The 25,287-nt window shown below is 42.8% G+C and carries 18 protein-coding genes; 6 read left to right on the forward strand and 12 right to left on the reverse strand.

Going from position 1 to position 25,287, the window contains the following annotated elements; genetic code table 11:
* Window positions 1–146: 146 nt before the first annotated feature.
* From OQ289_RS12825 to OQ289_RS12835, 3 genes are all read right to left on the reverse strand, one after another.
* Complete coding sequence (locus OQ289_RS12825) at window positions 147–1,304, reverse strand: FecR family protein (RefSeq protein ID WP_270087254.1); 1,158 nt, start codon at window positions 1,302–1,304, stop codon at window positions 147–149.
* 55 nt (window positions 1,305–1,359) lie between these two features.
* A complete protein-coding gene (locus tag OQ289_RS12830) occupies window positions 1,360–1,920 on the reverse strand; it encodes an RNA polymerase sigma factor (protein ID WP_270087255.1) in 561 nt (186 codons plus the stop codon).
* Between the two features lie 304 nt (window positions 1,921–2,224).
* Window positions 2,225–3,478: a hypothetical protein gene (locus OQ289_RS12835; protein WP_270087256.1), complete on the reverse strand. Its 1,254-nt coding sequence runs from the start codon at window positions 3,476–3,478 to the stop codon at window positions 2,225–2,227.
* 181 nt (window positions 3,479–3,659) lie between these two features.
* On the opposite strand from OQ289_RS12835, the gene OQ289_RS12840 reads away from it, so the two are divergent.
* Window positions 3,660–4,871: a purple acid phosphatase family protein gene (locus OQ289_RS12840; protein ID WP_270087257.1), complete on the forward strand. Its 1,212-nt coding sequence runs from the start codon at window positions 3,660–3,662 to the stop codon at window positions 4,869–4,871.
* A 107-nt stretch (window positions 4,872–4,978) separates the two neighbouring features.
* A complete protein-coding gene (locus OQ289_RS12845) occupies window positions 4,979–5,560 on the forward strand; it encodes a pentapeptide repeat-containing protein (RefSeq protein WP_270087258.1) in 582 nt (193 codons plus the stop codon).
* A 67-nt stretch (window positions 5,561–5,627) separates the two neighbouring features.
* On the opposite strand, the gene ybaK is transcribed toward OQ289_RS12845, so the two are convergent.
* Entirely contained in the window at window positions 5,628–6,110 is a 483-nt protein-coding gene (gene ybaK / locus OQ289_RS12850) for a Cys-tRNA(Pro) deacylase (RefSeq protein ID WP_270087259.1), read from the reverse strand.
* An 86-nt stretch (window positions 6,111–6,196) separates the two neighbouring features.
* On the reverse strand, window positions 6,197–7,273 hold the full coding sequence (locus OQ289_RS12855) for a class I fructose-bisphosphate aldolase (RefSeq protein WP_270087260.1): 1,077 nt from the start codon (window positions 7,271–7,273) through the stop codon (window positions 6,197–6,199).
* 193 nt (window positions 7,274–7,466) lie between these two features.
* Here OQ289_RS12855 and OQ289_RS12860 point away from each other — a divergent pair, with 193 nt between their 5' ends.
* The 3 genes from OQ289_RS12860 to OQ289_RS12870 all read left to right on the forward strand — a co-directional run bounded on the left by OQ289_RS12860 (window position 7,467) and on the right by OQ289_RS12870 (window position 11,682).
* The gene (locus OQ289_RS12860; RefSeq protein WP_270087261.1) at window positions 7,467–8,177 is read left to right on the forward strand and encodes a DUF4397 domain-containing protein; all 711 of its coding nucleotides are present in this window, start codon (window positions 7,467–7,469) and stop codon (window positions 8,175–8,177) included.
* Window positions 8,178–8,443: 266 nt separating this feature from the next.
* Complete coding sequence (locus tag OQ289_RS12865; RefSeq protein WP_270087262.1) at window positions 8,444–9,841, forward strand: alanine/glycine:cation symporter family protein; 1,398 nt, start codon at window positions 8,444–8,446, stop codon at window positions 9,839–9,841.
* Between the two features lie 248 nt (window positions 9,842–10,089).
* The gene (locus OQ289_RS12870; RefSeq protein WP_270087263.1) at window positions 10,090–11,682 is read left to right on the forward strand and encodes an ABC-F family ATP-binding cassette domain-containing protein; all 1,593 of its coding nucleotides are present in this window, start codon (window positions 10,090–10,092) and stop codon (window positions 11,680–11,682) included.
* Window positions 11,683–11,760: 78 nt separating this feature from the next.
* Here the strand turns inward: OQ289_RS12870 and OQ289_RS12875 are convergent, their stop codons facing one another.
* The 4 genes from OQ289_RS12875 to OQ289_RS12890 all read right to left on the reverse strand — a co-directional run bounded on the left by OQ289_RS12875 (window position 11,761) and on the right by OQ289_RS12890 (window position 18,515).
* The gene (locus tag OQ289_RS12875) at window positions 11,761–13,206 is read right to left on the reverse strand and encodes a c-type cytochrome domain-containing protein (protein ID WP_270087264.1); all 1,446 of its coding nucleotides are present in this window, start codon (window positions 13,204–13,206) and stop codon (window positions 11,761–11,763) included.
* Window positions 13,206–14,087, reverse strand: coding sequence for a sugar phosphate isomerase/epimerase family protein (locus tag OQ289_RS12880; RefSeq protein WP_270087265.1), 882 nt, complete (start codon window positions 14,085–14,087; stop codon window positions 13,206–13,208). Before OQ289_RS12880 ends, OQ289_RS12875 begins: the two co-directional genes overlap by 1 nt.
* A 167-nt stretch (window positions 14,088–14,254) precedes the next feature.
* Entirely contained in the window at window positions 14,255–15,754 is a 1,500-nt protein-coding gene (locus OQ289_RS12885) for a DUF1501 domain-containing protein (RefSeq protein ID WP_270087266.1), read from the reverse strand.
* A 7-nt stretch (window positions 15,755–15,761) separates the two neighbouring features.
* Entirely contained in the window at window positions 15,762–18,515 is a 2,754-nt protein-coding gene (locus OQ289_RS12890; RefSeq protein ID WP_270087267.1) for a DUF1553 domain-containing protein, read from the reverse strand.
* Between the two features lie 445 nt (window positions 18,516–18,960).
* On the opposite strand from OQ289_RS12890, the gene OQ289_RS12895 reads away from it, so the two are divergent.
* Window positions 18,961–21,204: a glycosyl hydrolase family 95 catalytic domain-containing protein gene (locus tag OQ289_RS12895; protein ID WP_270087268.1), complete on the forward strand. Its 2,244-nt coding sequence runs from the start codon at window positions 18,961–18,963 to the stop codon at window positions 21,202–21,204.
* A 318-nt stretch (window positions 21,205–21,522) separates the two neighbouring features.
* On the opposite strand, the gene OQ289_RS12900 is transcribed toward OQ289_RS12895, so the two are convergent.
* The 3 genes from OQ289_RS12900 to OQ289_RS22095 all read right to left on the reverse strand — a co-directional run bounded on the left by OQ289_RS12900 (window position 21,523) and on the right by OQ289_RS22095 (window position 25,273).
* A complete protein-coding gene (locus OQ289_RS12900) occupies window positions 21,523–23,775 on the reverse strand; it encodes an alpha-L-fucosidase (RefSeq protein WP_270087269.1) in 2,253 nt (750 codons plus the stop codon).
* Between the two features lie 452 nt (window positions 23,776–24,227).
* Entirely contained in the window at window positions 24,228–24,998 is a 771-nt protein-coding gene (locus tag OQ289_RS12905) for an SDR family NAD(P)-dependent oxidoreductase (protein WP_270087270.1), read from the reverse strand.
* Window positions 24,999–25,054: 56 nt separating this feature from the next.
* Entirely contained in the window at window positions 25,055–25,273 is a 219-nt protein-coding gene (locus OQ289_RS22095) for a glycoside hydrolase family 95-like protein (RefSeq protein ID WP_333485601.1), read from the reverse strand.
* Window positions 25,274–25,287 lie beyond the last annotated feature (14 nt).

Here is a 25,287-nt window from a genome sequence, read left to right on the forward strand (position 1 = left end):
GTAAAGTTCATTTTAAACTATCTGTTTATTATCGCAAGTAGTCGCAGATCTAATCTGAACTAGAGCCTGGGTGATGCGGCAAACATCACTCTTGGCTTATTATTGTTGATTATCTTCTCTTCTTCACATTTCTATGCTATTTAATATTAGTGAATGATTAATTGTCCATTTCTATACTCCACGTGAATCCCCGACCCTTTCAAGAATTGCAACATTAGATCAAAGTCTACATTTCGATTGACCTCTCCTGTAAAAGTTTCATTAGGTATGCTGCCCTTGTACACCACCTCAACATTGTACCAGCGCGATATCTGTTTTAGCACGTCGCCAAAGGCTGCCTGTTGAAAACTAAAAAGCCCATTGCGCCATGCTGCCGCCTCTTCTAGATTGGCATTTCTCTTGGTCAAATGTTTGTTCTCTCCCAACAACGACTCCTCGCCAGGGCTCAGTATTAATTGATTCAGGTTATCACTGTCTTTTACCCGCACACTACCTTCGAATAAAGTTGTCATTATCTGTTGGTCGTCAGGGTAACACTTTACATTGAAATGTGTTCCCAGTACAGTAATATCTTGTTTTGCACTATGAACGATAAATGGTTTTTTCCGATTCGAAGATACCTCAAAGTAAGCCTCACCTTCAAGAGTCACCTGACGAACATCACCTTTAAATTGTTTCGGAAAACTGATCTTGCTATTCGAATTCATCCACACCTTAGTCCCATCAGATAGCACCAATGTATAATTGTTACCCTTTGGGATAATTAGGGAGATTGTCTGAGCCGATGCTAATCGGTTGCTATCAATAGCAAGATCACCCAAAAGTTGTCCATTAACGTCAAAATTAATTCCTGTTGTTGCTGCTATTTCCTGCTCCATTCCATTATCAGTCACCAGTAAAGCGCCTATTTTTCCAGGCTGTGGCTTTGGCATTTGCAAGTCGATTTGAACTTGTTGCGCCACCGTATCTTCTACCGACAAGTATTTGTAGCTCCAGAAACCCATCACCGCAAGTAGGCAGGCCGCAGCAGATATAGCTAATAATCGACGTTTCCGAATACCACGGACGTTACTACTTGTGGATTTGCTTAGAACAGTATCAAAAGTTAATCCCCGACTCGCCTTTTGGTAGGCATGGAGCTCGCCTACAAGGTTTGAGTTACTATCTGGAGCAAATTCCTCATAAAGAATTTGATTGGCTGGATCGGCTCTTGCCCATTCCTCCAAAAATATTTGCTCTTCATCCGTAAGTTGATGTTGATGATACTTTGCAAGCAATATCCCTATGTATTCCAATTTGTCCATATCCATATTTCTATAAGTAAAAACTGGGCTGGGCAAACAATCTTACATTGAAAAATTAAAAAAGCCAATCTTTTTTTTGGAGCAGCTTCTTTCTCAAATTTTGAATAGCTCTTGAGTAGTTCACATAGACCGCATTGGGCAACATGTTCAATTTCCTGGAGATTTCCTTTGGTTCTTGTTCTTCAAAGTGGCTCATTTGAATAATTTTCCGTTGGATGGGCGAGAGATTTTCTATTTCCTTGTTCAATATGGCCAAGGCTTCCGATCGGATTAAGGACTGATAGACTTTGGGGTCTTCTATGAGTGAATCTTCGAAAATCTGATCGGTCGCCCTCATTTTGCTTCCATGAAACGACTTCAAGTATGTCAAACAGGAATTTTTTGTAGCGACAAAGAGAAAGGCTTTTATTTTTTGCTCACTTTCGAAATCACGACGACGTCCCCATAGCTTAACAAAGCTATCTGATACAATTTCTTCAGCAGTTTCGGCATTATTTTTCAAGATATCTTGCGCAAAATAACACAATTGGCTCTTGTAGCGATTGAAATATGTTTCAAAAGCCATAGTATTTCCATCTTTAAATGCTGATAATGTCCAATCTTCGATTTTACCCATCACAATGAATAAGCTAAAGCCAAAACTAAAGGAATTAAGAGATTAAGTCAAATTAAGTTTTTGTTAATTCAGGTCGCTAATTAGCCAGCAAATTGCTGCCTCTATTTAGGATATGTATTATTTCCTCAGGTTTAAAGGTAACCATATTTTGGCAAACAAAAAATAAAAGACTGCTTTATCTACTATCTTGCTCCTCCACATACGTCTCAAACAAGAGAAAGTACACCCTAGAAACTTAATTTATGTAACCGATTGTGCTGACCTGTAATTGACATGCCACTACACGATATCAAATCACGGTCCGTTATCTATTATATGGATACTCCTGTATCCAGTTAAACCCCCGCTTCATTAGTTCCAATTCCTCTGAATGGAGCTTGGTTAGCTTCACTAGCTCCATTTTACCATCCCATACCTTCTTCAGGATAATATCACCCGATGGCATGATTTCATAATCTAATGTAAAATGATTCAATGAAACGGTTTTCTCGTCAGTGTCTATCTTTGCCTCTTCATATTTTGCTTGATAATATCTATCCCGAATAGTTACACGTCCGTCATTCTCAAAAATAAGGAAAGACCAATCATTTGGAATAGTCGCCCTTTTCTGAATGTCATTATCTATTTGGTAAATACCATACAGCGGACTCTTCTTCATGTAGTGATCGATCATCTTCTGCCTCGTTGACAATCCTACGACTTGCTGTATGCCAAATATTGCAAGGATGGCAATCTTAAAAATCAAGACACCTCTTTCTTTCCAAATTTTATCCATTTTGGGTTTTCTCGGTACGGGTAGCTGTCCATACTTACCTTGTAGAAATAGGGCTACGAACGTCTTCATGTAAGGCAGTAGTAAAAAAAGAGACAGTAAAAACAAAGCGGTAGAAATCATCTTAACAGGGACATCATAAAAATAATTGATGGTCATGATATTGACTGACGTTGCTAGCGTAATACAGGCGCCCAATACCATAGTTCGTCGGAACAGCAATAGTACCGCCAATATTTCCACGATGCCCATAAAAATATTATACCCTTTAGAAAAGCCAAGGAATGTCCAAGCTAAGCCCATTGGTGAAAATTCTCCCAAAGGTCTCATCAATTTGCTCAAGCTAGGAGGCGGCATCTGACCATGTACAAGCTTAATAACGCCGTAATTCATTAACATAAATGCGACGTAAAAACGAATGACAACAGTTAACCAGTAGTAACATGTATCGTAGCTCTTTCGCTTGCTATCCGATATAGTCCATACGATACAACCCAAAAAAGCAACAGCCACAAGGATGAAAAGTGTAATCCAATCGTATGTAGTATCTCCACTCCCATTTGTGAAGATGCTATAGTCATAGCTATGTCTTAAAATATGCTGCGCAAACCAAGGGGTAAACTGATGCATTACGTACAAGATTGGTTTACCTATAATATTAAACAGTGGAAAAGCGCCATTATTCATGATTAGAATAAACAGCGTAATTAATATAAATGCAAATCGAAAGGCTATTTTGTCAATTAAAGACCAAGTCGTCGGTTGTTCAGTATGCATGCTCATCATGATATAGCTTTAGTCATTCGGACTTCAATTTACTAAAAAAATCGAATCTTCGTTATGTCATTCCTTCTTCTGACATTCGTCCTATAGTCACCTTAGAGCATTTCACTATAATATTCTCTTTACAAGGAAAATTTAACGGGTTAAAAAACTAAATTTGAAGCTAGACCTTATCCTACTCAAAATGAAAGAAAACTTATCTAAGGCCAATAGAAGATCTTTTCTAAAAAGCAGCCTTACGCTTGGAGGCCTAGTCCTGTTAAAGCCTGCACAGGCCGTTTCTGAATCTATTAGTAATCCGGATCAAGCTTTTTCAATTCTGACAGGCCCCTATTTGCAGACCAATTTTGGAAACAGCATCTCTATACTCTGGATTACCAACAAAGATGCTTCCAGTTGGGTTGAGTTTGGCCCTACAGCTGATAACCTCTCCCAAAAGGCCTACGGCAAAAGTGAGTTAGGCTTAAAACCTGCTAGTCGAATCAACTGTGTCAAGCTCACCGACCTTACTCCCGGACAAACATATTATTACCGGATTGTATCCAAAGAAATCAAGGACTTCCAGCCTTATAAATTGACATATGGAGAGACAATTTATGGAGACACCACTCACTTTACCAACCTTGATACTGCCCAAAAGGACGTTTCTTTCGTGATGCTCAATGATATCCACGATCGGCCAAAATCCATTTCTCATCTCCTTAGTCTCGACAAAGACAGCAAGCGTGATTTCATATTTTTCAACGGCGATATATTTGATTATCAGACAGATGAAAAACAAATCATTAACAACATGCTACAGCCCTGTGTAGACTATTTCGCCAAGACCACTCCATTCCTATATGTACGCGGCAATCACGAGACCAGAGGTAAGTTCGCTCGTGACTTTGCTAACTATTTCGATCAGGTGGGGTATTCATCCTTTACACTAGGTCCTGTACATTTTATCATCCTCGACACGGGTGAGGACAAACTGGATAGTCATCCGGTATATGCTGGCATAGTTGATTTTGACCAGTACCGGGTCCAACAAGCCGCTTGGTTAGAAAAAGAAATCCAAAAAAAGGCATTTAAAAATGCAGCCTTCCGTATTGTCATGATGCATATACCTCCGCGTTATTCGGGTGATGAGCATGGGGCCGTACACTGCACTCAATTGTTTGATCCTCTATTCAACAGAGGTAAGGTCGACCTAGTCCTTAGTGGCCATACTCATCGCTATAAACTACACGAACCGGATAAAACTGCTAATCACTACCCCATTGTCATCGGTGGTGGACCCAAGGATGGTGCCAGAACCCTGACAAAAATCAAAGCAACACTTAAAGAAATACAACTCAATATGGTCGATGACTCAGGAAAAGAGTTAATCAATTATATCGTGAAGAAAAAATAAACGCCAGTTCACATATCTTTCGGTAGATTGCCCTGGCTATTTTTTTCATTGTTTCTTCTTATCTTGGCGCATTCAAGCAAGTAAGAAGAAACAATTGAATGTACCGTATGGAAGCAGAGAATTACCAGCGAGATCTAAAATATGAAAGGCAACAATTTACAATCGTATCGTTGGAAAAAGGAGAATATGAAAGTTGCATCTTTAACGGTTGCGATTTCAACGCATTGAATCTTTCCAACTATAAATTTGTAGACTGTATATTCAATTCTTGCAACCTCAGTCTTTGCGAACTTCAACAGACCGCCTTCAGGGATGTTGAGTTCAAGGATTGCAAACTCATGGGACTTCGCTTTGACCAAACCAACACCTTTGGTCTCTCCTTTACATTCGAGGCTTGTATACTCGATCATTCCATTTTTTTTGGGCTCAAGCTTAAAAATACAGCTTACCGAAATTGTCGCTTACACGAGGTTGACTTCACCGAATGTGATTTAACGGCTTCCTCTTTTGAAAACTGTGATCTACAACGCGCTATTTTCATGCAATGTAACCTTCAGAAGGCAGACTTTAGGACCTCCTTTAATTACGTCCTCGATCCAGAGCTCAATCGCATTAAGAAAGCTAAGTTTTCACTTCTCGGCGTTCCAGGACTGCTATACAAATATGATATACATATCGACCAGTCCTAGACATGATCAATACCGATAAGTCGTTAGTTTCTTTGACACGGTAATTTCGAAGAGGAAAAGAAGGTTATTAAAACGAAGTTATTATCACATCCACAAATTTCCCCTGTACTACAGACAGCAAATCCGTTGGGTCAAGGATAATCTGTAGCCCTCTTTTTCCGGCGCTGATACTGATTTTATCTTCCAATTGGGCCACCTCCTCCAAATAAGTTGGAAATAGCTTTTTCATCCCAATTGGTGAACATCCCCCCCTAATGTATCCAGTCACCGCTAGGATATCCTTTACAGGTATCATTTCGCAACTTTTATTTCCAGAGGCCTTCGCTATTTTCTTGAGGTCAAGGTGTTCGTTGCCCGGAATAACCGCGACCAAATATCCACTGTTACTACCTTTCAGCACTAGTGTTTTATAAAGCGACCCCGGCGACACCCCTATTGCTTCCGCTACATGATCTGCAGATAGATCCTCTTCATTAACCTCATACTCACGAAGATCATACCCCACTTTGTATTGGTCCAATATACGCACCGCATTCGTTTTAGTAGACATATTACATTTGACTTAAATAGTCAAACTTATATAAAATGCTTTACATTCACCAATACGGAACCAAAAAACACCGCTTCTCCTTACTGCTATGCCACTGTCACCTCATCCGAGAGATATACGTCCTGTATCATATGGAGCAGCTGAACCCCCTCATTCATTGGGCGCTGGAAAGCCTTTCGTCCAGATATCAGCCCCGTCCCTCCGGCTCGCTTATTGATGACCGCAGTACGGACAGCATCTTGAAAATCATGTTCCCCTGAAGCGCCGCCTGAGTTGATTAGTCCAGCGCGCCCAGCGAAGCAATTTAACACTTGATAGCGACACAGGTCTATCGGGTGATCTGAACTCAACTCGGTATACATCCTGGGATCGAGCTTGCCATAACTGCTATTCCCCATATTTAAGGCCTGATACCCCCCGTTAAGTTCGGGCAGCTTTTGCTTGATAATATCTGCTTGGATGGTCACGCCAAGATGGTTAGCTTGTCCAGTCAAATCGACGGCAAGATGATAATCTTTACCCCCTGTCTTAAATGCGTCATTGCGAATATAACACCACAATACCGTCGCCATCCCCAGCCGATGCGCTTCGTCAAAAGCCTGTGCGATTTCTACTATTTGACGCCCAGACTCTGCCGAGCCAAAATAGATAGTAGCGCCCACAGCTACAGCCCCTAGATTCCACGCTTCCCTGACCGTACCATACATGATTTGATCGCTCCGGTTCGGGTAAGTCAATAATTCGTTATGATTTATCTTGACGATCAAGGGGATTTTATGAGCAAATTTACGAGATACCGCTCCCAACACACCGTAAGTAGTGGCCACTGCATTACACCCCCCCTCCATAGCTAAACGCACGATGTTTTCAGGGTCAAAATACAAGGGATTAGCAGCAAAAGAAGCACCGGCACTATGCTCAATCCCCTGATCTATCGGCAAGATGGACAAATACCCAGTCCCACCTAGCCGTCCATGTCCAAATAATTGCCCTAGACTTCGCAACACCTGCGGATTACGATCGGTAATGCCGTATACCTCATCGATAAAAGTAGGTGAGGGTAAATGCAATAAATCTTTAGACACATATTCACTTTTATAAGTCAATAAATCCTCGGCATCGTGGCCCAAATAGGAAAGTAATCCTTCAGTAATATTCTTCATTTCGACAGCTTTCTATCATAACGATTCAGTCTCTCAAATGTTTTGATATTTTAAATAGCGTCCGCAAAAGCAAAGAGCAATGCTAAAAAAAACGGAGGGTAGCTGTAGCCTTTTGAAAAAAAGCATCGTTTACACCAAAAGAAAATGGAATGTCAATGCATTCAATTCAATGGAAAACTAAAACTTTAAGAAAATGAAAAAAAATAAATTTTACCTATTATTCTGCTTAGCGATGGGAAGCCTTTTGCTGAGTAGCTGTTTAAAAGATGACGATGATTACGTAGCCCCACCAGCTGGTGTATTAACCATGGTAAATGGTTATATCGATGCCCAATCTGTGATGTATTACACCCAAGTTGGCACTATTCCTCCAATAAAATTCAGAGAATATGCTAGCACGCAATTATTTGCAGGAGATAGGCGTGTTGCCGTCACAGGATCGGCTAGCCCTGCTACACTAGCAGACACCACTTTCAGTGTCAAAGCAGACTCCGTCTATACTTCGTTTCTATATGGCAATAAAGATAAGGTCAAGCATGCTATCGTCCTCAATAAAAAAATGTCTACTAATGCCGCGGCAGAAAAACCTGCAGGTGTCCGCTTCCTAAATCTTGCAGACGTGGGTGGCAAAGTATCTCTTCAGTTTGGAGATGCCGAGATTGTAGCACCTTTCAAGGATAGACCTGTCGAAACCCAAGTCACCGCTACGGCCAATCAAACATTTATTGCGCAGCCCAATGGCACCTTTACGCTGAAGATCAAAGATGAAGCCGGCACAGTATTGGCCACACGTGAGGGTCTGAAATTTGAAAGTGAAAAGCATTACACCATCATTCTAATTGGTAAAAAAGACGATGCGACTACTCCGCTATATATCGGTCAAGTAGTTGAATTTGCCAACTAATTCCGATTTTTCCTTTCTAATACAATATTAAAAGTCGTACAGAGCAGCCACTGTGCGACTTTTTTTTATGACATGTGACATCTTCCCAACCGTTCCTATTGCGTGCGATGACATACGTTTAGGTTTCAAATTCAACATTCCCCCATTCTCTACCAAAATCCAATAGCCCAATTTTCATATGATTGTATCGGTTTTTAATTTCAAACCTTTATCTTTACCTTCTAGCTATCAGCGTACAGATTTTGTATAAACCTTAACAGCATTTGATGGAAGATATATTAAAGCAAATCAACGACTTGGTTTGGAGTAATGCCCTTATTTACCTTTGCCTAATTTCTGGTATCTATTTCTCAGTCCGTTTTGGATTTCCTCAAATTCGTCTCATAGGCAATATGTGGAAGCTCTTATTCAGTGGTGGAGCCTCAGATAAGGGCATATCTTCCTTTCAAGCGTTCTCACTTGCCATCTCTGGACGTGTCGGCACTGGCAATATCGCAGGTGTGGCTACTGCAATTGCCATGGGTGGCCCTGGTGCCGTATTTTGGATGTGGGTGATTGCATTTGTAGGGAGCGCGTCGGCTATCGTAGAGGCTGCATTAGGACAATTATATAAAGAAGTCAAAGATGGACAGTACCGCGGCGGACCTGCATTCTACATCCAAAAAGGATTAAAAATGAAAGGATATGCACTTGTATTTGCAGCTGTCACGGTACTGAGTACAGGTTTCCTCCTTCCGAGTGTGCAAAGCAATAGCATCGCTATAGCGATGAACAATGCCTTCGATATTCCGGTATCTTATACTGGAATAGGCCTCTGTATAATTCTCGGAATCATCATAATAGGAGGTGTCAAGCGAATAAGCAGAGCCGCTGAGTTTATCGTGCCCTTTATGGCAGGCGGCTATATTTTGATGGCTTTGATTATCATTGCGCTAAACTATCAACAGATTCCCGATGTTTTCAAACTCATCATTACTTCAGCATTAAATATGGAATCCACCTTTGGGGGGGTCGTTGGAATGGCCATTGCCTGGGGGGTCAAGAGAGGAATATATAGTAATGAGGCTGGTCAAGGTACGGCTCCCCATGCAGCAGCAGCAGCAGAAGTCTCTCATCCAATGAAACAAGGCTTAGTACAAGGATTCTCTGTCTATGTAGATACCTTGTTTGTATGTACAGCGACGGCGTTAATGATTCTTTTTACCGGAATGTACAACGTAGTCAATCCCGAAGGAGGCTTTATCGTTGAACACATTCCTGGCGTAGCGATGGGAGCTGACTATACCCAATATGCAGTCGGTAAGCATTTCCCCAGTATAGGAAGTGGTTTTGTTGCCATCTCCCTTTTATTCTTCGCATTTACCACGATTATGGCTTATTACTACATCGCCGAAACCAACATGACCTACCTGCAGGGAAAATTGAAAAGCCAAATCTTCATTTGGGTATTGCGAGCGCTTATCCTTATCGCTACTTACTTCGGCACAGTCAAGACCGCTGAGTCCGCATGGACGTTAGGAGACATTGGTGTAGGACTAATGGCATGGCTCAATTTAATAGCCATATTACTCTTGCACAATAAAGCCATCATGTTATTCAAAGACTACGAAAGACAGCGTAAGGCAGGGATTGACCCCGTATACCACTATGAAGATACACCTTAACTTCCCAAGATGCTCGCTATGGGTAGAGATAATATAAAAAAATCTTACCTTTGTAACTAATTCTATAAAACAGACAAGTATGTAATACCCGATTTCTTTATAAAAAGACCTATAGCAGTCCTATAAACGGACAGCACTTTTTATTTCCTTTCTGCAACCTATGCCCGCATAGTGCTAGAAGAAGGATTGATAAATTCACTTCAACCTACAGTTGCAGAAATATATTTATCTCATTAAAGAAATCAATCATGTTAAATTTACAACACCTCACGTATATACACGCCGATAAGAGTCTCTTATTGGATGACATTTCACTTCATATTCACAAACACGATAAGGCAGCCCTCATTGGCAACAATGGATCTGGAAAATCTACGTTACTTAGGTTGATTGCTGGTAAGCTTCAGCCCAATCAAGGAAACATACAGATTGACGGACATCTTTACTATGTCCCTCAACACTATGGTCAATTTGACAATCACACAATAGCCGAAGCACTAGGTGTGGCTGACAAACTCCAAGCCCTCCACGAAATCCTCAATGGAGAAGTAAACGAGTCTAACTATCACATCCTTGATGATGACTGGTCACTTGAAGAACGTATACAAAAAGCCTTGACATACTGGCAACTTGATCACATTCAGCTAAATCAACAGATGAACCAGCTTAGTGGCGGCCAGAAGACCAAAGTTTTCCTTGCCGGCATAGAGATTCGTCAACCCGATTTAATCTTAATGGATGAGCCGAGTAATCATCTTGATGCTACCGGTCGACAATTGCTTTATAATTTCATACGACAGACATCCTGCACTTTACTAATTGTCAGCCATGATCGAGTGCTGCTCAACCTGCTGACGACTACGTACGAACTAAGCCCAAGTGGCATTACTACATACGGCGGTGACTATGACTTCTATCGCGGACAGAAAGAAATCGAACGGCAAGCCTTTGAAAATGACATCAAAAATAAGGAGAAAGCACTTCGTAAAGCAAAAGACATCGAACGCGATACTATCGAAAGACAACAAAAGTTAGATTCGCGTGGTAAAAAGAAGCAAGAGAAAGCTGGCCTTCCCACCATCGTCATGAATACCTTGCGCAACAGTGCTGAACGAAGTACAGCGAAGACCAAAGCAGTACACCAAGAGAAAGTAGGTAACATTTCCAAGGAACTCCAGCAGTTGAGAAAAGATTTACCTGATGCCGATAAGATGAAACTTGGATTTGACAAATCGTCCTTACACTCGGGCAAAGTACTAGTCGATGCGCAAGAAATCAATTTTGGATATGACAAGAACCATATGCTCTGGAAGGAACCACTCACGATCAAAATATTCAGTGGAGATAGAACGAGCATAAAAGGCGGCAACGGATCCGGCAAAACTACCCTCATTAGGCTCCTGTTAAATCACCTAAAGCCCCAAATCGGACATTTATATAACGCCATACAAGAAGCCGTCTATATCGACCAAGACTATTCGGTAATCGCCGACGGCTGGTCCATTTATGAGCAAGCGCAACAGTTCAATACGACAGCATTACAAGAGCATGAGGTAAAAATTAGGCTAACACGATTTCTTTTTGACAAGGACTCCTGGGACAAATCCTGTTCGGCGCTAAGCGGAGGAGAGAAAATGCGGTTATTACTCTGTTGCCTTACCATTCGAGCTAAAGCGCCAGATGTCATGATTCTTGATGAACCGACCAACAATCTGGATATCCAGAATATCGAAATCCTCACCTCAGCCATTCGCGACTACCAGGGGACACTTCTTGTTGTTTCGCACGATTGGCATTTTTTGGAGCAAATTGGCATAGATTCAGCGATTCACCTTGAATGAATTTCATTATATAAATCGTTGAATCAAATAATTTACCAGCTACAAGACTGTACATGACAGTTCTGTAGCTGGTAAAAATTATTGATAATGAATCGTATCCGTAGGTAACGCTGGTAGTGTGTATTTTCCTGTATCCACTTGTGCCTTCGAAAGCTTTCTTTTTATCTCCCCTACACCCGTAGCGGTGACACCTGTTTGATAGGCATAGATTTGCTTCATCGTAGGGATACCTTCCAAACTTACAACCCCCCTATCAGTTATGTTCACTCCAAATAAATTAATGTATGCCAGCCTCTTATGCCCAGAAAGATACTGCAACCCTGCATCCGATATTTTCGTATGTTCTAAATGTAATTTCGTTAACACCGGCAACGCTGAAATCTCCTTAAGCGCCGCATCTGTGATTGCGGTATTGCCCAATTTCAACTGAATGATATTATCCTTTAATTTAAGTAAGTCGGCCATATCTTTATCTGTGAATTCGGGATAGTTAACTGCATTTACTAACACATAGTCATTATCCTTAGCTAATGGAATGATTTTTATACCCTTAGCCTGCAGTTGTTGTACTAATTCATCAGGTAATGTCGGCGCTTCAGGCAGACCCGCCAAATCCGATTCCGTAGCTGTTTCGCCAGCACCTTCTTCCAACTTTTTTAAAATAGCCGCAATCTGTTCAGGTTGTTGTATTTCCTTCGCCTTCTTCTTGAAATCGGCTCCACCTTCTATCCACCATCCAATTAATTTGATCTGTTCGGGAGTAATAGGCGTTCGTCCCTTTGGTGGCATACGCCCCTCGTGTCCTTCTGGAAGAATCAAGCGCGCATAGAGTTCACTTTTCTTTAAATCGCCAGCAGCCAAAACCTTCCCATTTTCACCCCCTTTTAATACGCTCTCCATATCATGCAAGGCCAGCCCCCCTTCTTTCTTTTTATCTCCATGACAGCTTTGGCACCTCTGGGTGAGTATTGGCTGGATGATCCCTTCATACACCACCGCCTCCTGCGCATCTTCTAATAAAGGTGGTTCATCTACGATCAGTTTAATACCTATCGCATCTTTAATTGCTGTAGGTAATGCATCTTTCAAATACCCTCTACCATGTGTCAATGTACCACCGAAATGTCCAGTAAAACCAAGCAGTACCACCACAAGGGAAAGAAAAACAAAGCGATAAGATTTAAGCCTAACCCATTTTCCGCTTTCAGGCTCCCCATTTCGATACAGCAAATAAGTGATGACACTCACTATCGCTACGGCTATTCCCAACCATTGATGAAATCCCAATACTTCATCCTCATATCCACCGTTACGGGATAGAAGATATCCTGTGATACTTGCAAATATCGCGGCAACTGCTCCGAACAATAGCGCGAAAGAAATCGCGGGTATAATATTGCTGTAGCGTGGATACCGTCCAAAGACGGCCATTACAAACGCAATCACCAACATACCTATCGGTAAGTGTACAAATAGTGGATGCCAACGACCTATAAAACCTAATAATTCTTCTAAGAAACCCATTATTGCTGATATCTAGCTTTTAGCAAGTTCAACATGTAGACATTGATACTCCACTGATCCGCTACAGGTTGTTGTGTATACGGCAAGGTAGGTAGATAGCCCGAGGGGCCAAATTCTGTCGTGATAGTCAGCTCCTTAAGTCCCTTTGCTTTCCTATTCTTGATAACTTCATCCCACCATGCAAGATGCTGATCGACTGTAGCTTCCCATTCAGGAGCTGCAGGATCGTTGACTTGAGGGCCTTGTGGATGTCCAATACGGGCGTGGATATGGCCAGTTCGCGATAATGCAAGCGCAACCGTCTCCTTTTGATCGGAAAGCAACGATTCATGTACATTACACCAATGTGAGATATCCAGAGCCAAGCTCAGATGCGGAATTTTCTCTAGGAATTCTCTTGTAATATGCGCTGCAAAGCTAAAACGGCCACGATGGGTCTCGTGCGTGACTGGGACCTTGTATTTTTTAGCGATTACTTCCGTTGCATCTATCAGTTTCTTGTTTTGTTCAAATGTAAAATAGTCCTTACCAGTATGGCAATTAATAAAATCGGGCTTATACTGTGCCGCCTGTTCCACATTTTGCACAAAACTCGTATAATATTGATCAAAGGTTGCACCTCCACCACCACTTAAAAAGCCAAAGGCTAAGCCATGCTTCTTAAATGCAGCAAACATCTCCTCCTTTTCTGTTTCTGAACCGGGTAGCCAGGTTTCCAAACCATCGAAACCAGCCTGCTTCACTCTCTGACAGTACGAGTCCCAAGTCTCGTGCATCCCCCAATTCGTACAGTAAAATTTAATCTTAAAATCTTGTTGCTGTTGAGCACTTAAACCAGAAGTGATCAATACTAAAGCCATTAATAGGTATATAATTTTCATTGAAATAAGTTTCTTTTTAAAGCAAATGAAGCGACAACCACATGTGCATATCGCCCGTATCTTCATACCACGCCCCCTTAGGTCACACACACCAGTGTGCTAAACACATAGCTCGCTGATGTCTTCGATTCCGAAATCTCTGATTTCCATCGTTTTCCCACCTTCTTTTAGACGACAGCACTGATTAAATTCCCCTCCACATCCGTGAGCCGGAATGGTCGTCCCTGAAATTCATACGTAAATTTCTCATGGTTGAATCCTAAGAGATGTAGCATTGTCGCATGCACATCATGAACGGAAGCTCGTCCACTCACGGCCGAAAATCCAATATCATCAGTCTCGCCATAGCTCACCCCTTTTTTCACCCCACCACCTGCCATCCATATCGTATAAGCATCCGTATGATGATCCCTACCTAAAAAGGGCATATCGCTATTATCTCTATTTTCTTGCATAGGCGTCCGTCCAAATTCGCCACCCCACACCACCAATGTCTCATCCAATAATCCACGTTGCTTCAAATCCATAATTAATGCTGTCATCGGTCGGTCGATTTGGCGACATTTATTCCGAAACCCAAGGTCAATAGAATCTGCAGCATTGGTTCCATGACTATCCCATCCCCAATCAAATAGCTGTACAAAACGCACCCCCTTTTCGACTAATTTACGAGCCAATAGACAATTGTTAGCAAACGATTCCTTTCCGGGCTCCGTGCCATACAATTCGTGTATGTATTCCGGTTCGCTCGCGATATCCATTACTTCTGGGACAGCCACCTGCATTTTGTAGGCCATTTCGTATTGCGCAATCCGTGACAGTGTCTCCGGATCTTTATAGGTGCTATATTCTTCCTTATTCACCGCATTAATGGCATCAATGGTATGACGTTTCAAATCCCTTCCCATCCCCTCGGGATCAGCGATATACAATACCGGGTCACCTTTTGAGCGACACTGCACTCCTTGGTATACCGAAGGAAGAAATCCGCTTCCCCACACACTCTTCCCCGCATCAGGTGTCTTGCCTCCAGATGTCAATACCACGAAACCAGGGAGGTTGCTGTTCTCTGAGCCTAGCCCATACGTGACCCATGACCCAATACTCGGCCTACCTAATCGGGCGCTACCTGTATGCATAAAGAGCTGTGCGGGGCCATGATTAAACTGATCTGTATGTACAGCCTTTAAAAAACTTACATCATCCGCTACTTGACTAAAATGCGGTAAGTGGTCTGAAATCCAAGCTCCGCTCTGTCCGTATTGCTTGAAAGTAGCCTGAGGTCCCAGCATTTTAGGTACCCCCCGTATAAATGCAAACTTCTTACCTGCAAGAATAGATTCCGGGCAGGGTTGGTTGTGTAGCTTTTGTAGAGCCGGTTTATAGTCAAACAACTCTAACTGAGACGGAGCGCCCGCCATATGTAAATAAATTACACTTTTCGCCTTGGCTGGAAAGTGGGGAGATTTAGGAATGAGCGGATTAAGGGCATTAAGATCAAAGTCTCCCGCTTTCGATGCACCATTGGCGCCGCCACAACTCGCCAAAAAACTACCTAACGCTATACTTCCAATACCAGCAACGCATTCCTTCAAAAAATGTCTACGTGTTACAGCCTGCAATTGATGCTGTTGTGCTTCTTGTACTAATCTATCAAGATCCTTCATGATACCTTTAAGATTTGGTTAAAAATTCGTCTAAATTCAATAACGCATTCGCTACGACCATATAAGCCGCTTTCGAGGCCAATTGCTTTTGGGAATCCGTCTCACTCAACCCCATGAACTTTGCAGCTTCCTTAGGTTGCTTGCTAAAGTTAGTCAGGGCCTCCTGATATAATTTCTCTAAGGCCAACACCTTATCCTTGCTTGGTGCTTTAAACATTGTCCTCTTATATCCTGCTGTTATGATGTCAGTTGTATTTCCCTTTCCATCCTGTTCCATCACTTGAGCAAGATTTTTTGCAGCCTCTAGATAGACCGGATCGTTGAGTGTTGTCAACGCTTGTAAAGGAGTATTCGTTCGAATGCGATCCACCAAACATACCTCGCGGCTACTAGCATCGAACGAGATAAAAGATGGGTAAGGGCTCGTTCGCTTGAGAAATGTATACACCCCTCTACGGTATTGATCTTCGCCTTCGCTCTTCGTCCATGACTCTCCGCTATATACCGTCATCCATACACCATCCGGCTGATAAGGCATCACACTTGGCCCATACATCTTTGAACTCAACAAACCGCTCACCGCCAATGTCTGATCTCGAATCTGCTCCGCCGAAAGTCGGAATCTCGGTCCACGGGTTAGGTAATGATTCTCCGGGTCTTTTGCTACTTCGCTGTTATTAAGACTTGAAGATTGCTTATACGTGGAAGACATCACCATTTCCTTAATCAGCTTTTTCATGCTCCAGTTCATATCATGCATAAATCCAAGCGCCAGATAATCCAGCAGTTCGCGATGTATCGGTGGTATACTCTGTGTCCCCATGTCTCCTAAGGGCTCCACTAGACCACGTCCGTAGAGCTGTGCCCATACTCGGTTTACAAGCGTTCTTGCCGTTAAAGGATTTTCTTTGCTTGTCAACCACTGGCTGAAACCTAACCTGTTACGAGGTGCGTCCTTTGGAAAGTCATTGAGCACCTCCGGAACCATCGGCTGTACCTCTTTACCATGTACCATCCAATTGCCTCGCTCAAAAACGTAGGTAGTCCTTGCCATTTCCTTTGGACTCTCGACCATCACCGGCACACTCTCTGGGTTAGCGTTGACCAAGTGTAAGAATGTTTCTTGCATTTTCATATAGTCAGATTCAGTAGCGCCTGGAAAACCTTCTCTAAATGCAAACCATTCGATCATACACACCGGCTGGTCTGCTGGTAATGTTGGGTTCCTAAATAGCAAGAACAAATCATCTACCCCCTTTTCCTCCTTGATTGGCACATTTATCACCTTACGCCCTTGCGTGATAGCCAAGTCTACAGATGCTAGAACAGGTCCGCTTAAGCTCCCCTTTCTAATTTCCAGTTTTCCTCCCGGACTAGACGTCCAATAATTAACAAAAAATTGTTGCTTACCATCCAACGTAATATTCTTCAACCGGGCGCTACCTCCATTCCGCACACCCAGCCACTTCGTATCATAGAGAGCACCATTGACCAACTGATCGCTATAGTGTGCATGTATCTTTGGCTCCAATGTATGCAGAAACAGGTCTGCCGATTTAGTCAGATGTTTATTCCCATACTTAGCGATCCAATTTTTTATGCTATCAACCTTTTGTTCCTCCTCAGCTTTATAAAACCGTAATCTTGGATGATCTCCAGCGGTATCCTCATCACGGGTATTATTAAAGAAGGCTACCGATTTATAATATTCTTCGAACTTGAATGGGTCATAAGTATGACTGTGGCACTGTACACATTCGAAGGTTGTACTCAACCACACTTGGTAAGTCGTATTGACCCTATCTAGCACAGCAGCTACTCTAAATTCCTCGCTGTCCGTCCCTCCTTCATCATTATTCATGGTATTGCGATGAAATGCAGTAGCCACCAGCTGATCCTTTGTCGGGTCGGGCAATAAGTCCCCAGCCAATTGTTCTATTGTAAACTGGTCATAAGGCATATCCTTGTTGAAGGCCTTAATTACCCAATCCCTATAGGTCCATATTTGACGCGACCCATCTTTTTCATAGCCTTTTGTATCCGCATACCTTGCCATATCCAACCACCATGAAGCCCATTTTTCTCCATATGTGGTCGAAGCCATCAGACTATCCACCCGTATCTCGTAAGCATTATCGCGGTCATCCGCCAAAAATGCCTGCACTTCGGACAGCGTCGGTGGAATTCCTACCAAATCAAGGTATACTCGGCGCAATAACGTTTCTTTGTCCGCTTCCTCAGCCGCACTAAGTCCATTTTGTTTTTGCTTATCTTGAACGAAATAATCAATATCATTTGAGATTCCAGAAGGTTTAAGCCCAAATAGGCCCCAAAAAGAAAAGGACTTCGGTACCTCTACCTCCTTTGGTAGGACATAAGCCCAATGTTCTCCCCATTTCGCACCCTCATTGATCCATTGCTTTAAGACGTTGATTTCATCATCGCTCAGCTTTGCTGCATTATAAGGCATTCGAAGTTCAGGATCCTCGATTGTCAATCTTTTTATAAATTCACTGTTTTCGGCATCCCCAGCAATGATAGCCGGATGACCCGATTCATTTTTCTCAAAAGCCTCATTTTCAAACAGCAAACTAAATCCACCACTCTTCTTTACCCCACCGTGGCAGGTGATGCAATGCTTATTCAAAATTGGTTTTACATCCGCGCTAAAGTCTATCCGCTCTTCCTTTTTAAAAGCAAATATCCCCACAGTGACGACTACGGCTAGCAAAATTCCAAATACAATAATTTTCTTAATCATTTCAATTTATAAATGGTTTTTTAGAATTTCTATTCTAATTCTTTTAGGATATGATGTTAACAAAACTAAGTCATTAGGCTTTACAAATCCATGCACTAAAACATCAAAAAGATGCATTATTTCCTCATTCCTCAATTGCTTCCAATTGCATTATATGAAATATCTATGTAGCACCTGCTGCACCAACACGAATGAATATAGTTTGTAGGAGATTCTTCTTATGGAATTCCTACAATCTAAAAATAGCCATCTTTTTAAAGATAAGCTACAACTAAAATGACTAATATTGACACTATATTAACTCAAATTCATGTATTACCTTATGTGCTCTCAAACTGTTACAGGTTATCAACGGCCCAACTTGCTAATTTTGTTTCAATAATGGATAATAAACATCCAAACTACCGTCATCCCTTTTGGTACTTTTGAGTACTAAAATAACTAAATGATGAAACCATACTTATACGCTTTATTATGGATCGCTACTTCTTGCACTGTATATGCGCAACCAACAGCTACTCATAATCTCAAATTTGACCACCTAGCAACACGGTGGGACGAGGCTATTCCGCTGGGCAATGGAATGCTCGGCGCCCTCATCTGGCAAAAAGATAATACGCTCCGTTTATCTTTAGATAGAGCTGACCTCTGGGACGAACGTCAGGCTTTCGCACTTGAACAACATGACTTTAAATGGGTACAACAAAAACTACATAGCGGGCAATATCCGGAAGTTCAAAAATGGGGTGATAATCCCTATGGGGACTATCCATACCCCACTAAGCTACCAGCAGCGGCCATGTCATTCAACCTTACGGCCCTTGGTAAAGTCGTTTCCAATGTCTTGGATATACAAACAGCCATCAATACTATCCAATTTGACAATGGCACCACGTTCAGCAGCTATATCCATGCTACCAAACCAATAGGGTATTTTGAAATCAATGGTAATCGCGCACAGGAGGCCCTTCCACAGTTGCTTCCCCATCAGTATGCCCTTGCTTCAGAGAGTGGAAAAGAAGTATCTGTAGTCGATGGCCAAAGCCTTTCCCGCTTGGGGTATAAACAAGGACAAATCAACAAATCCGCACAACGTCAGCTGATTCATCAACCCACATATGAAAATCGATTCTATGAAGTGCTCCTAGAATGGAAGGTTATATCCCCTACCAAACTTATCGGTATGTGGACGGTAGCCAATAATGAGCAGGCTAGTCTTAATACAGAAATGCATGCGAAGACCACCCATGCATTTAGAGATAGTCACTTAGCCTGGTGGAAGGCTTACTGGAAGCAGTCCTCCGTACAACTACCAGATGATCTGCTTGAGCGCCAATACTATCTCGAGATGTACAAGCTTGGGGCAGTTTCCAGAAAGGGAGCGCCAGCCATTACCCTGCAAGCCGTATGGACCGCTGATAACGGGGGGCTCCCCCCGTGGAAAGGTGACTTTCACAACGATCTGAATACACAGCTCAGTTACTGGCCAGCTTACACGGGAAATAGACTTACTGAAGCTGAAACCTTTACAGATTGGTTGTGGAAGATTCGGCCAGCTAATATGGCTTACACCAAGCATTACTTCGGGGTTGAAGGATTAAATATCCCCGGCGTATTGACCCTAAATGGGATTCCAATGGGTGGATGGATCCAGTATGCGCTCTCCCCAACTGTAAGTGCCTGGACAGCCCACCATTTCTATATGCAATGGAAATACAGTATGGATAGGAAATTTCTGAAGGAGCGAGCTTTACCCTATATCATTGAATCAGCCACCTATCTGCGCAACATTACGGAAATTAGGGACGGAAAACGTTATCTTCCCCTGAGTGCTAGTCCGGAGTATAATGACAATAGTCCCAATGCTTGGTTCAAGGATTGGACCAATTTCGATTTAGCGCTCGCCCATTTCCTATTTGAAGCCGCCGCCGAAGTAAGCGAGGCTAGTGGACTGACCAAAGATGCCAGTACATGGCGGGCGATCCGCACCGAACTGCCCGCATACGCTAAAAATGAAACGGGATTATTGGTTGCAGTCGATGTTCCGATGGAGCACTCCCACCGCCATATGTCCCCTTATATGGCTATCTATCCACTAGTCCTATTGGACATCAACAAAGTAGAAGATAAAGAACAAATCAGGAACTCCATGCGTCACCTCGAGAAGCTCGGCACCCGAGCTTGGGTAGGTTACTCCTTCAGTTGGATGGCCTGTCTACACGCTCGAGCGAAGGAAGCCGATCAGGCTGTCCTCAATCTCCAAAAATTTGCCAACAACTTCTGTTCAACCAACTCTTTTCATGTCAACGGCGATCAGAAAGGAGGGCAATATTCGGGCTTTACATACAGACCTTTCACCCTAGAAGGCAATTTTGCCTTCGCTCAGGGCATCCATGAATTACTACTTCAAAGCAAGCACGGCTATGTTGAGCTCTTTCCCGCTCTTCCAAGTACATGGCAAGACGTATCCTTTACTGATTTGCGTGCCGAAGGTGGTTTCTTGATCAGCGCAAGCAAAAAAAGTGGCACCGTAGCCAAGATAACCATTGTGGCCGAGCAAGCCGGCACACTACACCTACGCTATGCCCACCCCCTTAAAACCAGCTCTGGTAAAAAAATAGGGCAAGAGGGTGATACGTACCTCATCCCACTAAAAGCCGGCGAGAAAGTCGAATTACAACAACTTTAAAAAAGCCCCCCTGATACTGAACATGTATCGGGGGTCTTTTTGGCTAACTCTCTTTTCAAATCGTATCGTTTTACTTCGGCATTATCTTCTGAACGGCAGTAAGCAATGCTTCTGCCCATTTAGTGTACCCCCTGAGAGATATACCGTCGCTGGAGAATCCTCTAGTGACACTGTACCATCCGCCCGGATAAAGGCATGGGTTTGTAGTGCATAGATACAAGCCCCATTCCCAGTTGCAGCCAGTAAATAAAAAACCAATAAACATCTATATATACATATGATATTTATTGGCTTACATTCGCTAAAAAAAGTATTGGCTTATTCTATAAAGTCAAGCTCTGCAATCGTCAAAACCTTTCCTCCACCGGTTATTTCGGTAGACTCTATTCGAACATATCGTGCTTGTACTTTTTTGGAGAACCGGTGTGTCCGCTTTGTCGGATCATTGATTAGATTCCCGAATTCAAAGCGCTCGACTTCTTCCCAATTTTTCCCGTCACTACTGACTTTCACAATCCCTTTGGCCATCATTCCCTTTCCATTCTCCTTTTGTGGGGTATAAGCAAATGAACTTAGACCATATTGTTGGCCCAAATCAATCGATATGTGCTGCCCCGCGCCCGTTTCATTGGACTGCCAGTAAGTATTTGGTTGAGCATCTACAGCCATCTTAGCGCTGTGCTTGGCTGTTTCGCTGCTCACCTCCAAAATCCGCCAATCTCGTTTAGCTATACCTAAAGTTTCCTCCGCGAGCGCACCGACCAACTTATCTACGTTTATTGCTACGGCCTTTATTTGTCCACCCTTTACGGCTATGGGTTGCGTATATACCGTAGATGCTGCAGTAGGCTGGCTGCCATCCAAGGTGTAGTATATCTGGAAGTTGGTGTTCAGGTTTTTAAGAATATCCTCCCCATGAGGTTTCCATCCAAATTCGCTCTTCTGAGGAGCAATAGAGACCAAACCTTCCAGACTGCGGCTAAATGCCAATTGTGGAGGTCTTCCTGGTGCGTAGTGTGCCGATACGTTGCTGATTGTAGGCGTGGCTCTCGTCTCGATCACTCGTAAACGCACCTTGTCCGTTGTCACTTCTGGAAATCGTAAAATACGTTTATATCCCACATTCGTCGCTGTAGCAACTTCTTTCCACTGTCCCTCTATCCAAGCATCAAGCGCATGCTTTTCTATACGCTCACCATGTGTACTGATTGCTTCCTGAACGACAAATCGATTCAATTTAACAGGTTGGCTCCATGTATAAGTCAATGCAGGATTGTCGCCTGTCAATAGCGTAAAGGATTCCATATTATTATCCAAGGTTTCCTTGGCTCCTTTCGCACCTTTCATCAGGTTACGTCCATATGTTTCTTGGATACGGCTTCCGACTTCATGCAACACGCGCACATCTTCCGGAGAGAATTTTCCGTCGCGATTGGGTGGAATGTTCAACAGAAAAGTCGAATTACCACCTACAGATCGTTCATAAATATCAAATACATCGTCTGTGCTTCTGACCTTTTGGTGTGTATCATCCCGATAAAACCATCCTTCCCTGATAGACGTATTTGTTTCGGCCTGCTGGTAATGTAGGTATTTAGCTTTTAAAACCTTTTCTCGACTTCCCAAATCGTCGTCAGTCAAGTCTATGAAATTCTGTAGTCCCGCCGGATCATCTTCATAGGGGATCACATTCCATTCCGTGCTCCTTGTTCCTCCAGCCTCGTTGCCACACCAACGAATATCTTCCTTTCCAAAAATTACCGCTTCAGGCGCTAGTTTTTTGATTAGCTCACGCCAAGCGGCATAGTTATACTTCTGCCCGCCCTTGGTCTTTGGGTGAGCCCCATCAAACCAGACCTCATGCACTGGGCCATATTCGGTCAATAGCTCAAACAATTGATTTAAAAAGTACTCATTATAGTCATCCACTTCAAACTTGAATTTCGTTTTGTTCTTGAATGGGCGTCCCGCTATCGCACGAGGAATCGTACGTTCGGTATACTTGCTTAGGTTGCCATACAGTCCGTCTGCGCTTTCAATCTGGAATAAATCAGCTGGCGAAAGATAGACCCCTAGCTTGAGGCCGTATTTTTGACAAGAAGCTGCTAACTCTTTCAATATATCTCCTTTTCCCTCTTTAAACCCAGTAGACATAATGCCGTGTGTGGTATATCTACTTTGCCAAAGGACAAATCCATCGTGATGCTTTACTGTAATGATTACTTTTTTCATGCCTGCAGCCTTCATCGCTTCACACCACTGATCTGTATCGAGGCTTTTAAGCTCAAAAATCCGAGGGTCTTCCATTCCATTGCCCCATTCCATTCTCGTGAACGTATTTGGGCCAATATGGATGAACGCAATAAACTCATTCTTCAAAGCCTGATATTGATTCGCTGTTGGGACCACATGCACCGCTTTGTTTAAAATTTCTTTCGGGGTATCCCCAGCATTAATCTGATAGGTATTCTTGACAGGTATCTTAGCGATACCCTCCTGCGCATTTCCATATACCGAGACGAGCCCCAGCATGGAGGTCAAAAGGAAAGATTTATGTATGTTAATATTCATCTGATTGGTTTATATAGTTCACTGTCAAAAAAGACGAAACTCATTTCAATAGCGCAATTTACCAGCAAACCTCCAAAAAGAAGACCGCAATATTAACCTATACTAAGCCAATATTACCATTTAATCTAAGTGCCTGTATCAAATTAAAAAATGGCATTTTACCACATTAAATATTTATACGATTATGAAGAAATATGCTTCCATTTACTCATGAGCATCCTTCTCGCAACGGGATGTCAATCGAGATCAATGACTCACCGAACAGCTAACGAAGAAATTACGCCCGTCGATAAACAAATGGTAGCAAATGTTAATCTATCCGGTATGCCCAGCATCGGATTTACACGCTACCCCACCTAGCCAGAGGGATTTTCAAAGGGGGGAGGTCAGCTGTACGTTTACCAGGATGGGAGCGATTGGACTTGGGTTGGTGGACGTATGCCCTTTATTGTTTAAAAATTACGTCTATATCCCAACTCGGCACCACCGCTAACTGGTAGATTGACCCCTGTTATAAATCTGGCTTTATCTGACAGTAAGAATACACAGGCATCTGCTATGACATCTCCCGCTGGGCAGTAGCCCAATACGTGAATGTCTTTTAAGAAATCGAAGACCTTCTCCGCATCGGGTTGTTCATGTGCCCATGTATGGAGCATCGGTGTCATCACCGCTGCCGGTAATACAGCATTCACTCGTATACCATCCAGCGCATAATCCAACGCCATAGACTTCGTCAGTGCATTCACAGCTCCTTTGGTTGCCGAATATGCCGCATGGTTCTCTTGTCCTATTTCCCCTACTAGACTACTGGTATGCAGAATACTTCCTTTGGACGCTTTCAAATGCGGTACACCATGACGAGCCGTCAACAGTATACTTTTGATATTTACCGACATAAGAAAATCCCACTCCTCATCGGTAGTTGTATGTAAGGGTTTAGAAGGAGAGCCTATCCCAGCATTGTTGTGGATAGCATCCAATCGACCGAACCTCGTAATAGTCCTTTCTATGCTTTCTCGAACATCTGCATCTCTTGTTACGTCGCAACAAATCCCCAGGTGATCGTCACCAATTATGTTCATGGTCTCTGCTACCGAATCATTGTCTAATCCAATTACAACAACACAAGCCCCAGCCGCAACGTATGCCTGTGTACAAGCCAGTCCTATACCAGCCGTCCCTCCGGTAATCAAGATTACCTTATCTTTTAATTCCTCCATCGGTTTAGATTTACCTTACTCATTAAGTATTCTTTTTGACATGCGCTTCAACAAAGCTATAGCAATTTCTTAACATCTACCCGCCTTCCTGCTGCAAGACGCACTTCGATAATACGGTCTTTATATTTTATCTTACATGTCGTATCGTACTTGGCCTTCACAAATGCCGATTGCAGCTGACCGTCATTCCATTCCATATCCACTATAATCGCTCCTCTAGCGACCAATCCCGAGATTTCACCTTCTGCCCAATTTGTGGTAACGCCGGCAACAATTCTATAAAATCTTC

This window comes from Sphingobacterium sp. SYP-B4668 (assembly GCF_027627455.1).
Classification (GTDB): domain Bacteria; phylum Bacteroidota; class Bacteroidia; order Sphingobacteriales; family Sphingobacteriaceae; genus Sphingobacterium.